At 34.1% G+C, this 14918-nt stretch carries 17 protein-coding genes; 8 read left to right on the top strand and 9 right to left on the bottom strand.

Annotation, left to right across the window (positions count from 1 at the left end; all coding sequences use genetic code 11):
* Window positions 1-23: 23 nt before the first annotated feature.
* The 7 genes from P6N22_RS04065 to P6N22_RS04035 form a co-directional block, all read right to left on the bottom strand.
* A complete protein-coding gene (locus P6N22_RS04065; RefSeq protein WP_280330404.1) occupies window positions 24-761 on the bottom strand; it encodes an NnrU family protein in 738 nt (245 codons plus the stop codon).
* An 85-nt stretch (window positions 762-846) separates the two neighbouring features.
* Window positions 847-1392, bottom strand: coding sequence for a flagellar basal body-associated protein FliL (gene fliL, locus P6N22_RS04060; protein WP_280330402.1), 546 nt, complete (start codon window positions 1390-1392; stop codon window positions 847-849).
* A gap of 64 nt (window positions 1393-1456) precedes the next feature.
* A complete protein-coding gene (locus P6N22_RS04055; protein WP_280330401.1) occupies window positions 1457-2098 on the bottom strand; it encodes a carbonic anhydrase in 642 nt (213 codons plus the stop codon).
* A 16-nt stretch (window positions 2099-2114) separates the two neighbouring features.
* Window positions 2115-2381, bottom strand: a complete 267-nt coding sequence (locus tag P6N22_RS04050) for a hypothetical protein (protein WP_280330399.1) — start codon at window positions 2379-2381, stop codon at window positions 2115-2117.
* Window positions 2382-2456: 75 nt separating this feature from the next.
* Entirely contained in the window at window positions 2457-3803 is a 1347-nt protein-coding gene (gene radA / locus P6N22_RS04045) for a DNA repair protein RadA (protein WP_280330397.1), read from the bottom strand.
* Window positions 3804-3902: 99 nt separating this feature from the next.
* The gene (gene ftsY, locus P6N22_RS04040) at window positions 3903-4787 is read right to left on the bottom strand and encodes a signal recognition particle-docking protein FtsY (protein ID WP_280330395.1); all 885 of its coding nucleotides are present in this window, start codon (window positions 4785-4787) and stop codon (window positions 3903-3905) included.
* Complete coding sequence (locus P6N22_RS04035; RefSeq protein ID WP_280330393.1) at window positions 4788-5339, bottom strand: TlpA disulfide reductase family protein; 552 nt, start codon at window positions 5337-5339, stop codon at window positions 4788-4790.
* A gap of 55 nt (window positions 5340-5394) precedes the next feature.
* Between P6N22_RS04035 and P6N22_RS04030 the strand changes: the two genes are divergently transcribed.
* Window positions 5395-5952, top strand: a complete 558-nt coding sequence (locus P6N22_RS04030; protein WP_280330391.1) for a 5-formyltetrahydrofolate cyclo-ligase — start codon at window positions 5395-5397, stop codon at window positions 5950-5952.
* Between the two features lie 24 nt (window positions 5953-5976).
* Window positions 5977-7542 (top strand): ribonuclease Y, encoded by a 1566-nt coding sequence (gene rny, locus P6N22_RS04025; protein ID WP_280330486.1) that lies wholly within the window; start codon window positions 5977-5979, stop codon window positions 7540-7542.
* Between the two features lie 14 nt (window positions 7543-7556).
* Here the strand turns inward: rny and P6N22_RS04020 are convergent, their stop codons facing one another.
* Window positions 7557-8123: a DUF3365 domain-containing protein gene (locus P6N22_RS04020; RefSeq protein WP_280330390.1), complete on the bottom strand. Its 567-nt coding sequence runs from the start codon at window positions 8121-8123 to the stop codon at window positions 7557-7559.
* A gap of 109 nt (window positions 8124-8232) precedes the next feature.
* Here P6N22_RS04020 and P6N22_RS04015 point away from each other — a divergent pair, with 109 nt between their 5' ends.
* Window positions 8233-8934, top strand: coding sequence for a F0F1 ATP synthase subunit A (locus P6N22_RS04015; RefSeq protein WP_280330388.1), 702 nt, complete (start codon window positions 8233-8235; stop codon window positions 8932-8934).
* A 15-nt stretch (window positions 8935-8949) separates the two neighbouring features.
* Window positions 8950-9204, top strand: coding sequence for a hypothetical protein (locus P6N22_RS04010; protein ID WP_280330386.1), 255 nt, complete (start codon window positions 8950-8952; stop codon window positions 9202-9204).
* A 336-nt stretch (window positions 9205-9540) separates the two neighbouring features.
* Here P6N22_RS04010 and pcm read toward each other — a convergent pair whose 3' ends face one another.
* Entirely contained in the window at window positions 9541-10155 is a 615-nt protein-coding gene (gene pcm / locus P6N22_RS04005) for a protein-L-isoaspartate O-methyltransferase (RefSeq protein ID WP_280330384.1), read from the bottom strand.
* Between the two features lie 171 nt (window positions 10156-10326).
* Here pcm and gatB point away from each other — a divergent pair, with 171 nt between their 5' ends.
* From gatB to P6N22_RS03985, 4 genes are read left to right on the top strand one after another with little or no spacing between them, the layout of a single operon-like run.
* The gene (gatB, locus tag P6N22_RS04000; RefSeq protein ID WP_280330383.1) at window positions 10327-11754 is read left to right on the top strand and encodes an Asp-tRNA(Asn)/Glu-tRNA(Gln) amidotransferase subunit GatB; all 1428 of its coding nucleotides are present in this window, start codon (window positions 10327-10329) and stop codon (window positions 11752-11754) included.
* Complete coding sequence (locus P6N22_RS03995; protein ID WP_280330381.1) at window positions 11754-13337, top strand: ion transporter; 1584 nt, start codon at window positions 11754-11756, stop codon at window positions 13335-13337. Before gatB ends, P6N22_RS03995 begins: the two co-directional genes overlap by 1 nt.
* Window positions 13327-14031 (top strand): NAD-binding protein, encoded by a 705-nt coding sequence (locus P6N22_RS03990; RefSeq protein WP_280330379.1) that lies wholly within the window; start codon window positions 13327-13329, stop codon window positions 14029-14031. Before P6N22_RS03995 ends, P6N22_RS03990 begins: the two co-directional genes overlap by 11 nt.
* A complete protein-coding gene (locus P6N22_RS03985; RefSeq protein WP_280330377.1) occupies window positions 14019-14909 on the top strand; it encodes an NAD(P)H-dependent glycerol-3-phosphate dehydrogenase in 891 nt (296 codons plus the stop codon). The genes P6N22_RS03990 and P6N22_RS03985 overlap by 13 nt, the downstream gene beginning before the upstream one ends.
* Window positions 14910-14918 lie beyond the last annotated feature (9 nt).

Here is a 14918-nt window from a genome sequence, read left to right as displayed (position 1 = left end):
CTTCTCTTTTGTATTTAAGTATTTTATCGTGATCTTTTAAAAAAGGGCAATAGCATAGGTGTCTTTTTCTGATAACTTTGATACTCTTTTTTAAAAGTATTAACAAGATCACGCTCTTCAAAAGCTAGACCAATAAGTACATAAATAATCATTCCCACGCTCAATAACAAGTGCCCATAACTCATCTGGGGCGTAGCACTAAGCCCTACAAGGGTACCAAGTTGAACTGGGTGTCTTACATATTTATAAAAATACCTGATCTGAAAACTTGGTTTTGGCTCTGGTATATTTTTTAAGACTCTGTAGCCTTGGTGCAAACCGAAAAGTTCAAAATGGTCAATCATAAAAGTGGATATAAAGGCAAAAATCCATCCAACGACATATAAGATAGTCAATATCCAAAAGAGTATACCGTTGTCAAAATTCCATACACTTCCCTCTATTGGTTGCCAAAATAGTTCCAGTAAAGCTAAACTTAGTGCAGAAGCTATACAGTAAGTGGCACTTCTAAAAGCTGATGAATACGTAGAAAAGAATTTTTCTTTAAATGATCTTCTCGCCATTACGGAATGTTGTAGGGCAAAGAGTAGAAGAAGTGCTATGTCTATAACAAAAGGATTGATTTGAAGTGAAATAATTGGTGTATCAATATGATGAGGGAAATAACTCCACGGATAAACCCATAAAATTAAAAATGATAAGGTAATAAGAGAAAGTAAGTATCCCAGTAATGCGTAAGAAAATAAGAGAAGCTTTTGCATCAATATCCTTATACTGATTTTTTGAGTGGATATTATTGTGAATTAAAGTACGTGTCCTCAGAAAAGGACATGTACTTTGAAGAAATTATTGAATTACAAATTCAGTAAAGTAAATCCCTTTGATTCTACCGTCTGTAATCATAGAGTTTAAAGTATCCATAATTTGCATAGACAGCTTGTTTTTCCCTTTTTTAGAAGAGACCTCTTCAAGTGTTTTTGAAGATAAAATTCTAATAATTCTATCTCTTAATACAGCTGATTTTGCATCTAGTTCCAAACTTAATTCTTCACCTTCAAGTTCTAAAGAAATAGTCGTTTTAAGAAATCTTCTTCCAGAGTCACTTTTCAGATTAACTGTAAAAGTATCAAGAGGATATAAAATACCTATTTCATTTAATGCTCTTGTATCGTCCTCTAAATTATAACCGGAACTTTTCTTAGTTACTTTTTTAGTTTTTTCTTGTTGCATAGGAGTTGATGATACAGTAGGTTCATCATCACCTATAAATAAAAATGCTACAGCACCTAAAATAATAATAAGAACTAAAACTATGATGATGATAATCATCAATAAGTTGGATTTCTTTCCTTGTGAACCAGATTCTTCCTCTTTTACTTCTTCTTCAGCCATCTTTCGTCCTTGAATTAATCTTGTTGTCGTTAGTATATCGAATTTTCTAAAAAAAAATAAAATTTTAATGTGATGTGAGTTCGTTTAAAGGCAAGAACTCATATGTATCCGCATTAAAATATTCAATAATACCTGTTTCAATATCGTAACACCAACCGTGAATATGTAAATCACCGTCTTCAAATCTTTTCTTAACATTTGGATATGTCAAGATGTTTTCAATCTGTTTGATAACTGAGAGTTTCTCAGTCAGACGAAGCAGATCTTCAAGAGGTTTATCGGCACCTAAACTCAAAATTGCAGATGTTTTTGCACTTTCACCAAGTTCAAGCCATTTTCTAGTATGGATTAAAGAATCATCACTAATTGGTTCATAAAGACATCTACAAGCTCCACAATGTGTATGTCCACAGATAATTATCTCTTGTACTTGTAAAACACTTACGGCATATTCAATTCCCGATGCCGTAGCATGAAAATCATCATCAGGTTTATATGGAGGTACAAAGTTACCTACATTTCTAATTACGAAGAGATCACCTGGGTTTGTTTGTAACATTAAATCAGGAATTACTCTTGAATCAGAACAACCTATAAAAAGAGCTTTTGGTTTTTGCCCTTTAACCAGTTCTAATAAAGATTCTTTGTTTTTTTTAAAATATGTTCTAAAAAGCTTATTTCCTTCAGCATATTGTTTTAAATTCATAAGGTTGTCTCCTTACTTAGTGAGCATTACACTTCTTAATATTTAAAGAACAAAGAATGTCTTCAAATATAGCACCTGATTCACGGCAGATGTCGTCATGGTATTCTATAACCATTACCTCTTTTCCATTCGCAACTTTTGTCGTGTACATCTCAGGTTTGAAATCATGTTTAGTAGTAAACTGATTTACACATTCCGTAACTTTTTGTCTCTCTTCTTCAGACTCATAGGCCAAAGTTAATCTTGTAAATCTTTCTTCACTTCTTACTTCTGCATCAATCATATTTATCTACCTTAAAAAATTAGTTTAAAATTATGAGCTATATTATGCAGAATCTTTACTTTCTTATTGTTTAAATCAATACCATTGGAGTAATTTAGTTACTTCATCAACAATGTACGTTTTAATAGGTGTTTTTTCAAGCGGTTTTTTTGAAACAAGTGCTTTGGTGATATTTTGCATTTTAGCTTCTTTTAGTCTGCTGTCTAATGCATATACCTCACGGACGTCACCTACAAGAGAAACTTCTCCTATGAATATAGTTTCTTTTGATATTGCACGATCTCTAAAACTGCTGATAATGGCAGCTAGTACTGCCAAATCTGCTGCTGTCTCAGTAATCTTGATACCGCCGGTAATGTTGATAAATACATCATACCCTGAGAGTGGAATTTCTAGTTTTCTCTCCAAAAGTGCCAAAAGCATATTTAAGCGGTTATTGTCAAAACCGGTAGCTTGTCGTTTGGAGTTTGGCGTATGGGACTCAGATACAAGGGCCTGTACCTCTAAAATAATAGGGCGGCTTCCCTCCATAATAACGGTAAGTGCAGAGCCTGCTTGGTTTGAATTGCGGTTAAAAAAGCGAGAAGCGATATCTGTAGCACTAAAGAGCCCTTCGTTTTTCATTTCAAAAACACCGATCTCGCTTGTAGCACCGAAACGGTTTTTAAAGCCTCTTAAAATTCTGAGTTCCTGAGAAGAATCACCCTCAAAATAAAGAACAGTATCAACCATATGTTCCAGTACTCTTGGCCCTGCAATGGAACCCTCTTTTGTAATATGTCCGATTATAAAAGTAGCTAAGTCTTGCTCTTTCGCAATACGCATTAATTCAAAAGTGATTTGTCTTACTTGTGTCACACTTCCGGGAGCTGAGACAATATTTTCCGAATAGATGGTTTGGATAGAATCTATAATTAAAAAGTCGTATTTTCTTTCTTGCAGTTCAACAAGGATCTGTTCCAGTCTGATTTCACTGAGCAGATAAAGACTGTCATGGTTTGAATTTAGTCTATTGGCACGTATTTTGATCTGCGAGGCAGATTCTTCGCCTGAGACATAAAGAACATTTTTACCAGTTGAAGCGATATTTGAAGCAACTTTTAAAAGTAAGGTAGATTTTCCGACACCGGGACTTCCCCCGATAAGTGTTAAACTCCCTGGTACTATTCCGCCCCCTAAAACATTATCCAGTTCCATATCAAGTGAACTAAAACGTGTGATTTCATCTTCAACAACATCATTAATGCTGATAGCTTTAGCACTTTTAGCACCTGTAGATTTAGTCTGTTTTACAAACTCTTGTTGTTGTTGATTCAGTTCAACAAGAGAGTCCCAAGCTCCACAGTTGGTACATTTTCCCATCCACTTTGGTGTTGTCATACCGCAATGTTGACATTCAAATAATGTTTTTGCTTTTGCCATGATAGATCGAGCCTTGAATTAAAATTGTTGTTATTTTATAAAAAAAAGATCAAAGAGGAGAGAAATATGACAATTTGTCATATGAAAGAGGTTAAAGCTTTACGCTTCTTCCTCTTCAACAAAAATTGCATCAAGCAGACCGTCAACAAATTCATATTTGTCAAACGGTGTGAGATCATCCGGTTGTTCACCTGTCCCTACATATAAAATAGGAAGTTCAAGAGCGTATGCAATTGAGAAAATACTTCCTCCTTTTGCAGTCCCGTCAAGCTTTGTAATAATAATACCGTCTACACCGATCATCTCATTAAATGCTTTGGCCTGAGAAATAGCCGAGTTGCCTTGTGTACCATCAATAATTAAAACAGTTCTGTGAGGAGCACCGCTATGTGCTTTGTCACAAATTCTATTGATTTTTTTCAACTCATTTGCAAGATTTGTTTGAGTATGGAGTCTTCCAGCAGTATCGATAATTACATTATCAAAACCTTTAGACTTCGCGGAATCAATTGTATCGTATGCAACGGCAGAAGGATCGTGCCCCTGTTGTGAAGAGATAATAGGAATATCAAGTCTTTTTGCCCAGAGTGTAAGTTGCTCAATCGCAGCTGCACGGAAAGTGTCTCCCGCACCAAGTATAACTTTTTTCCCATCATTTTTATAACGCTGAGCTAGTTTTGAGATTGTTGTCGTTTTTCCTGCACCATTCACACCTACAATCAGTTCTACAAACGGAGGTGTAAATTCAGGCTCTTTATAAGTTGTATAAGCAAGGGTTGCTAAAAGTTTTGAACGTAAGATCTCACGAGTAACTTTCTCTTGGTAGATTTCATTTATAATGATCTCTACAAGTTCGTATTCAACATCAGCCTCAAGTAGAATATCTTCAATCTCATCTTTGGTAAAGGTGATTTTCTTTTTTGGTGCAACAGACTTGATAGCCTCTGCAGTTTTGTTAAGAGATTTTTTTATAAAACCGAACATCTATTTTCCTAAAGCTCTTTGAATATCGCTTTCAATGAATTCCTCTTCAGTAGCACCTTGATAATAGTTCACTAACTTGCCGTTTTTATACATAGCCATAAGTGGAATTCCGAAATTTCTGCCTATATTTAAAGTAGTTGCAACAGCATTGATAATACGACGGTTTTCGCTTGAGCCAGCAAGAGGATATTGTGCATTATACTCAGTTCTAAACTTTTGAAGTTTTGTAGAGTTGATATCATCTTCAACAGAGATACCTATTACAGTTAAATTGTCTTTATATTTTTCTTGAAGTTTAGTAAGATGAGAAGCTTCAGCTTGACATGGTGGACACCAAGTTGCAAAGATATCTAAAATAACTATTTTCTCTTTTTGATCTTTTAATGCAAAGCCATTGTCCAGTTTTGTTACTACATATTCTTTCCCAGATATCTCTTTTAAAACAAATTCGTTTGTAGATAATAGTGCGTTTGCATCATTGTCGTTCTTTGAACAAGCAGTAAAAAATAGACCGATTGCTACAGATAGTGATAAAATAGATTTTTTTAACATTAATTTTGCCTCATTTTTAGTAAAATAAGCGAAATTATATCGATAAAGATTTTATATGACTCTTACAAAAGAAATATTTAGAAAAAATTCGTTGCAAAAAATAAAAAATGCTTATTCACACAATAAGTTATATCGTGATGCACTCGTTGAAAAAAGGCTTTCAAGGTTATTGAAACACTACAAGCACAAAACTGTATTGGTGTACAATCCGTTACCATTTGAAGCAAATATTACAAAAAGTATCAAAAAAATGAGACGAAAGTTGGATGTTTATGTGCCATTTATGGAAGGCGAAAGTTTTAAAATGGTACCATTGAGATTGCCGCTTAAGAAGAAAAAATTTGGAATTTTTGAAGCTGGCAATACATTAAGAAATATAAAAAAAATAGATATTGCTATAGTGCCTAGTGTAGGCGTAGATGGAAAATTAAGAAGGGTAGGCTTTGGAAAAGGGATGTATGATCGTTTCTTCGCAAAGTTAAGAAAAAAACCATTTACTATTTTTGTACAACCGGAGTTATGTTACACAAAATATCATATATGTGATGATTATGATGTTATGGCAGATGTGTTAATTACACCGAAAATTGAAATACATAGAAAAGGCCTATAGTAATTAAAAAGGGCAATACAGATGATGAATGAGATAATTCTCGGTGGTGGAACAGCCATCGTGAGTGGAGTTATCGGATTTTTCATCTCTAAAAAACTTACTAGTGCAAATTTTGAAATATATACTCAGCAGGCGCAGGCAAAAGCAAATGCTATTGAAAACGAAGCGCAAACTCTATTGGAACGTGCAAGATTAAAAGCGCGTGAAATAGAGCTTGAAGCAAAAAAAGAGTTTGATAGTGCCAAGGACAGGGCACGTGCAGATTTTGCTCAACGAGAAGAGCAACTACGTCAAATGGAAAGTGGTTTTAAACACTATAAAAAACTTGAAGAACAAAAACTTCAAAACGAAACAAGAACTATTAAAGCACAAAAAGTAAATTTAGAGAGAAATGAAAAATCTTTAGTTTCACTAAAAAAGAAATATGAACAAAAGATTGATGAAGCAGTGCATTCAATTGAACATTCGGCTGGAATGACGCAAGATGAAGCACAAAAAATATTATTTGAAAAACTAGAAGAGAAAGCTAGAGGCGAGATATCTCATATTGTACGAAAGTATGAAAATGAAGCCAGAGAAAAAGCAAAAAAAAGAGCAAATTATATACTTGCCCAGGCAACAAGTCGTTTTGCAGGTGAATTTGCTTCTGAAAGATTGACAAATATAGTACACCTTGAAAGTGATGAGCTAAAAGGGCGTATTATTGGAAAAGAAGGGCGTAATATTAAAGCGCTTGAGACACTTTTAGGTGTCGACATTATTATAGATGATACGCCAAATGCAATCTTGGTTAGTAGTTTTAACCTTTATAGACGTGCAATTGCAACTAAAACGCTACAACTTTTGATCGAAGATGGAAGAATACAACCTGCCCGTATTGAAGAGATCTTTGAAAAAGTTTCAAGTGAATTTGAAGAGCAGATTCTTAATGAAGGTGAAGAGATTGTAGCTGATTTAGATGTAGGTGTAATGCATCCAGATCTTATGAAGCTTCTTGGACGACTACGTTATAGAGCATCATATGGGCAAAATGCACTTGCACATACTTTGGAAGTTGCAAATCTAGCAGGTGTAATGGCTGCTGAGATGGGTGGCGATCCAAAGCTTGCTAAACGTGCAGGGTTACTTCACGATATAGGAAAAGCTTTAACGCATGAACATGATGGAAACCATGTTGATTTAGGTGCTGAAGTTTGTCGCAGATACAATGAAGATGAAGTAGTGATTAATGCAATTTATGCACACCATGATCAAGAAGAGATTAAGTCTATCGAGTGTGGTGCAGTTTGTGCTGCAGATGCACTTTCAGCAGCTCGTCCTGGTGCTAGAAGAGAAGTACTAGAAAGCTTCTTAAAACGTGTAACGGAAATAGAAGATATCGCTTCTGCTCATACAGGTGTAAAACAAGCATATGCTATTAATGCAGGACGTGAAGTAAGAGTAATAGTCAATGCAACTCTTATTAATGATGATGAATCTATTTTAGTTGCTCGTGAGATAGCGGCTGAGATTGAAGAAAGAGTTCAATATCCTGGTGAAATCAAAGTCAATGTAATACGTGAAAGTAGGGCGGTAGAGTATGCAAAATAGGCATACTCTTCGTACTATTTTTTTACTGTAGTAACAACTGCACCTCTTAAATCTCCCATTTTATAATGCATTGCTTTATCTTCCGGGTATCTATTTAAAATTTCAGATTTTAGTTTTTTATCTTGTACATCACCGTGACATTTTAAACATACAGGTTTTGTAATTACAAGAGGTTTGTAAAATTTATACGTATTGTTGTCTATTTTTTCTACAACTTTTTTAGGTAAAGGTTTATTTTCTTTTTGCAATTCAATAAGATGTTGTAAAACTTTTGCTTCATCTTCAGTTGGAGCATTTACTGGATTTCTCGTCTGTAAAGAGATTCTTCTAATACTTACTCCCTTAGGAAGTTTTGTATTTACATTTTCAGTTAAATTGTAAGCCTCTTGAGAACAAAAATCCAGTGCTTCCATCGGACCACCGTGCTTCATATGCATTTGCATATTTTTACCAAGAGTATCCATTAAAAGTTTTGTACTTGTTTGCCCGTTATGAACAACATCTTGTATAGTGGCCATTTCATTTGCTAATAGACTTATACTGCCAAAAGCTATTAGTGTTACAGAATGAAATAATTTCATCTTTTTCTCCGTTTTTTTCAAAATTAGATGAAAAATTGTACCAAACTTATAATAATTTAATCCTAGATTTAGTAAGATCGCACCAATATTTTAATTATGGAGTGTTTAGATGCCTGAATTATTTACATTCATAGGTTCTCTGTTCGGTGTTTCTCACCATGCTGATCCAGAGAGTTATAAACTAGTTGTTTATACAGCACATATGCTGCTTTCTGCTGTTATTACAATTGTTTTAGCAAAAGTAGCGATGTCAAATCTTCAACTTGTACCAAAAGGTACACAAAACGTTATGGAAGCGTACCTTGACGGTGTTTTAAAAATGGGAAGTGATGTTATGGGGAAAAGACATGCTATTAAGTATGTACCTCTTGTAGCAACTATTGGTTTATTTGTTGGTATTGCAAACTTAATCGGTGTTATTCCAGGGTTTGAAGCTCCTACAGCATTTTTAGAGATGCCTTTAACTTTAGCACTTGTAGTATTTGTATATTATAACTTTGAAGGTATTCGTGCTCACGGTGTTCTTAAATACTTCAAACACTTTTTAGGTCCTGTTTGGTGGTTATACTGGTTAATGTTCCCAATTGAAATCGTATCTCACTTTTCACGTTTAGTTTCTCTTTCTTTCCGTCTCTTCGGTAACGTAAAAGGGGATGATATGTTCTTAATGGTACTTTTAATGTTAGCACCATGGGCATTACCTATGATTCCATATGCACTTTTAACATTCATGGCATTCTTACAAGCATTCATTTTCATGATGCTTACATATGTTTACCTTGGTGGTGCAGTAGCTACTGAGGAACACTAAACCTCTTTCTCCATAATGCAAAAAGACACTTTCGAAAGAGTTATCAGCTTTTTGTTAGGAGCATCTTGGGGAATTATCCTCTTCGGTGCTCTTGCTATGTTTTTCATATTTTTCTCTTTTGGTTTTTCATTAGCTTTATTGGTAACACTGTTATATGTAATAGTTACATTGTTCTTGGTTTTATTGCTAGATGCTTTCCTTGTTAACAAACAAAGACTTAAAGAACTAAAAAAACAAACTGAATTACTAGAAAAAATTCTCCAAAAATAATCATTTTTATATTGATTAAAAATTAATCAGTTTCTTGTACCTTTTTAATTTCTAATCATGATATAATTTTTCCATCCTAAGATTCAAGGATACAAAAAATTAGTAATGTTAAGTTTAGCTTTCTTGGATGTTCAAAGATGTAAGTTCTAATTCTTAACACCCCAAAATTACTAGTTTCCATATTTTTCAAAATACCTCCCCCTCCTAAGACTAATGGGTTGTTCTGTGATTTTTAATCGCGGAACAATCTAGTTTTTTTCAATCTTTGTATCCATACTAGAATATATTGTAAGCTAGATGGATATAAAGAATTATTGTTGGAAAATTAAGAGCATTTTATTTATATATTAAAGGCACAAAAACAAAGCCGTAATGTTCAATTATCTTTAACTCGTCATCTTTTGTTTTTGTTATCTCAAAAATAGAGTTTTTCACAGGTATGACAAGTTTCCCACCTGGTTTTAACTGATCTGTTAGCTTAGTTGGAAAATCTTCTGCGGAGGCTGAAACTAAGATTCTGTCAAATTTCTTTCCCTGGATGCCAAGCCTGTCTGTTGCTTTGATGATTTTTGCATTATTAAAATGGTATTTATTTAGGTTGTTTGAGCCAAATTCTACAAGCTCATCAAGTCTTTCAAGCCCGGTTACACAACCCTCTTGACCTACTATATGTGCAAGCAATGCCGTAGTCCAGCCCGAACCGCTTCCTATATCCAAAATTGAGTTGCCTTGTTTTGGAGATAACATCTCAAGCATCATTGCAACAGTTGTTGGCTGAGATATGGTTTGGGAGTTGCCTATGGAGAGAGGAAAGTCTTCATATGTTGCATAAGAGTTTTGATTTTTCACAAAATCATACCTGTCTATAGCTATAAATGCCTTTATGATATCAGGTGAGTGTAAGGCATTTGTATTAATCAGATAATTTACTAAATCTTTTTGTGAATTCATAATTATTATTATACTCAACATTATAAAGTTTTTGACTTTTAGGTTTACTTCAGAGTGTGCTAATACCTGACAAAACACTCTGTAAAACGAATAAACAAGCTTTTTAGCAGATTTAAAAGATAATTTAGTTATTATAAAAAACTTATTATTTTTTTACTTTCAAGGAAAATTATGTTTGAAGTAGTTATCGGACTTGAAGTCCATGTACAGTTAAACACAAAAACAAAACTTTTTTGCTCGTGCCCAACGAGTTTTAATCATAAACAAAATACAAATACTTGTCCAACGTGTTTAGCTCTTCCAGGTGCATTACCTGTATTAAATAGAGAAGTTTTGCACAAATCTATCATGCTTGGAACAGCAGTTGATGCAACAATCAATAAAACTTCATATTTTGATAGAAAATCTTACTTTTATCCGGATTCACCTTCAGCATATCAAATTACACAACTTTATACCCCAATCGTTGAACACGGAAAACTAACGATTGACTTTGAAGACGGCTCAAATAAAACTATCAGAATTAACCGTGCACATATTGAAGCGGATGCAGGTAAAAATATTCATGATGGCGATATCTCAAAAGTGGACTTAAACCGTGCAGGTACACCATTATTAGAGATTGTAAGTGAACCGGATATGAGAAGTGCTGAAGAGGCGGTACTTTATCTTAAAAAACTACATTCTATTTTAAGATACATTGATATCTCTGATGCAAATATGCAAGAGGGCTCTTTTAGATGTGACGTTAACGTATCTATCCGTCCAAAAGGGGATGAGAAACTTTATACACGTGTAGAGATCAAAAATATCAACTCATTTAAATTTATTCAAAAAGCGATCGAAGTTGAAGTAATACGTCAAGTTGAAGCGTGGGAAGACGGTGTGTATGAAGATGAAATTGTTCAAGAAACACGTCTGTTTGACCAGGTGAAAAATGAGACACGTTCTATGCGTGGCAAAGAGGAAGCGGCTGATTACAGATATTTCCCGGAACCTGACCTTTTAAAATGTGTGGTTACTCCTGAAATGATGGAAGAGTACAGTGTGATTCCTGAACTGCCTGATGCAAAAAAAGAGCGTTTCGTAAAAGAATACGGTATGAGTGAATACAATGCATCTGTAATCACATCTGCAGTAGAGATGGCTGATTTCTTTGAAACAATGATGGCAATTGAAGGTGTGAGTGCAAAAACTGCAGTAAGTCTTTTAACAGTTGAACTACTAGCTCGCCTCAAAGGTGAATTTAACATCACCAACTCTCCTGTAGATGCAAATAAATTAGGTTTTATCGCAAAGCGTATCGATGACCAAACAATCTCTGGTAAAGCAGCAAAAGAGGTACTTGACTATCTTATGGAAAATGATGCAGATGTTGATACTGCTATCGAAAATCTTGGACTTAAACAAGTAACAGATACAGGTGCAATTGAAGCAATTTGTGATGAAATTATCAATGCAAATGAAGATAAAGTATCAGAATATAAATCTGGAAAAGATAAGTTATTTGGTTTCTTTGTCGGGCAAGTAATGAAAGCGAGTAAAGGAAGTGCTAATCCACAGGCTGTAAATGAGATTTTAAAACAAAAGCTTGGCTAATGAAAACATTGAATCGTCTTTTAGTTAATTTCGCTTACTATTTAAACTCTTCTGATTCATACCAGAAACAAAGACGATTCTTTTATAATTTACTTGAAAATGACGATTACCGTTATAAAAAATATTTCGATATTTTTATGATGCTTCTCATCTTTTCAAGTGTTTCTATCTTGATATATGAAGTAAAACAAGATGTTCATAATTTTTTGAATATTTTTAATGCATATATCATCTCTTTCATATTTTTTATAGAGTACATCCTAAGACTATGGGTTCATAGCAGCATTTCTCAAGTTATTATCCGTCAAGATGAATACAGTGACCTTTTAGACAGAGATTTTGATTTACTATATGTAGTACGTCAAGTTTTTAAAGATAAACTGGAATATGTCCTCTCTATAAAAGCGATTATAGATCTTCTGGCTATTATGCCGTTTTTCCATGAACTTAGACTTTTACGTGTGTTTGTACTTTTCAGGGTTTTTAAGATCTTCAGGTACGCAAAAAGTTTCAGTACTTTCGCATCTGTTTTAGCAACAAAAAGGTTTGAATTTATCACTTTGGCGATGTTTGCAGCCATCGTTATTTTCGTAGCTTCTGTTTTAATTTATGTGATGGAAGCAAATAACCCAGAATCTCGAATTAATACTCTTTATGAAGCATTTTATTGGTCTATCGTGACTATATCTACCGTAGGGTACGGAGATGTAGTAGCAGTTTCTCCCGAAGGGCAGTTTGTAGCCGTTATCGTAATTCTTTCCGGAATCTCCGTTTTAGCATTTACAACATCTTTATTTGTTTCTGCTTTTACGGAAAAACTAGAAGATATTAAAGAAGCAAAAATTATTCAAGATGTATCTAAAGAGAAAGATACATATATTATCTGCGGTTACGAGAACATAGCTAAAGAGGTTGCAAAAAAATTAGTTAATTCAAAGTTTAGCGTAGTTGTTTTGGATGAATCGGCTGAAAAAATTGAAGAAGCAAAAAGGAATGGGCTTCAGGCTCTGAATTATAATCCTGGAAATGTAGACAGTTACAAAAAGCTCAATATCAATCTCTCTACTCAGGTAAAGGCTGTTTTATGTCTCAAAGAAGATGATGTTTATAATGTATATACGGCACTAACGGTCCGTTCTATCGATAAAAATGTAAAAATTATGTCTTTACTTATGAATAGTTCAAATAAAAGTAAACTTGTATTTTCAGGTGTTGATGAGATTTTAGATGATAAAGAGTTTGTAGGACTTGTAGCTAGAGAGTATGTCGGTCAACCTGTTGCTTTTGAAGTTATTCATGCCTTGCGAGCGGAAGAGTCTAATATTAAAATTGAAGAGATTACAATTACACAAAGGATTGTAGAAAATATCTCTCAGGTTTCTGAGCTGGACAATATTGAATTTAGAGTTGTTTTACTCGGTGTATACAAAAAAGATACAAAGCACTTTTATTTTAATCCGATAGACTCTACTTTACTGGAAGCCGGTGATGTGTTATTTGTAATTGGTAATTATATTTTCATTAGAGAGTTTACAAAGCATCTAATGGCAAAATCATCAAAAAAGGATTTTGATGGAAAATAGCAGTGTATTAGTATTCGGTAACAATGAATATGGATTGGAAATAGCAAAAAATGTACGTTTTAAATATTCAAGTATTACGGTTTTTACTCTTGACAATATTGATGAAAATGAATCACCTGAATTTCAATTGGAAAAGTTTGATCTGAGTGATGACTGGGATGAATTACGTCAACAGCATGATATGGAAAATTCTATCATTTTCTGTTCACTCAAAGATGAAGCTCAAAATATATTCTTAACTATTTCATTGCGTTCGGCATTTCCAAACATAACTATTATAGCATTGGCAAAAAATAATGAAGATAGTAATAAACTTCATATGGCAGGAGCAACGAAAGTAATTCCTATTGTCGAAACTACAGCAAATATTATTACCGATATGTTGAAAAAACCCATTGTGACAGGTGTTTTACATGAGATCTTATACGAGGACAGTAAACTAAGAATTATTCAGGTTGAAGTACACAATGCAGAATGTTTTGGCGGGAAATATCCGGCAGATATTAACTGGAGCAGGGATCATGGTGTACTTGTTTTATCCATTATTCGTCCTGACGGTTCCCATGAATTTATCTACTCTTCAAAAGCAAAACACAATACCATCAGTAACGGTGACATTTTCATTGTAGTTGGGTATGAACAAGATATTAACGATTTTAAAAAATTTATAGGTGAGGACGCATGCAAAAGATAGCAGTAATAGGTGCTGGAAAATGGGGAAGTGCATTGGCATATGCATTTTCTGAAAAAAATGAAGTAGTTATTACTTCAAGAACAAAACGTGAATTAAATAATTTTGTAACTCTGGGAGAAGCACTGTCATGCAAGTATTTAGTTATAGCTGTTCCTGCACAGCAAGTTTCACAATGGCTCAAAGATAACTTTGTTTTTAACGGGCAGAAAGTTTTAGTAGTCTCAAAAGGGATAGAAGCAAAAACAGGTAAATTTTTAAATGAGATCTATCATGAATATGTACCTGAAAGCAATATCGCATTTTTATCAGGCCCGTCATTTGCAGCAGAAGTTATACAAGCACTTCCTACAGCCTTAGTTGTAAACAGTAAAAATATGGAACTTGCCAGTGAATTTGCTCAAATGTTTCCTGACTTTATTAAGAGTTATACGTCAGATGATGTTATTGGTGCTGAGATAGCGGGTGCTTATAAAAATGTAATTGCAATTGCTGCCGGTATCTGCGAAGGATTAAAACTGGGGAAAAATGCCGCAGCAGCACTAATTTCACGTGGACTTGTAGAAATGGCACGCTTTGGAATAAGTTATGGTGCAAAAGAAGATAGTTTTATAGGTCTTAGCGGTGCGGGGGATCTTTTTTTAACGGCATCTTCTACAATGAGTAGGAATTTTCGTGTAGGGCTTGGAATTGCTGAAGGAAAAACGCAAGAGAAAATTTTGGAAGAGCTAGGTGAAGTTGCAGAAGGGATCGGGACGGCATATGCATTATACGAAATCGCAACACAGAATGAACTTTATCTCCCAATAGCCAGAGAAGTGTATGAGATGTTAGAAGGTAAAAGTCCTCTAGAATCACTCAAAGATCTTCTTTCAAAGTAGAGAGTTATA

Origin of the sequence: Sulfurimonas sp. C5, assembly GCF_029872055.1 — a bacterium.
In the GTDB taxonomy this organism is placed as follows: Bacteria; Campylobacterota; Campylobacteria; order Campylobacterales; family Sulfurimonadaceae; genus Sulfurimonas.
Note: the sequence above shows the minus strand (reverse complement) of the source record. Positions and strands in the feature narration are given on the sequence as shown.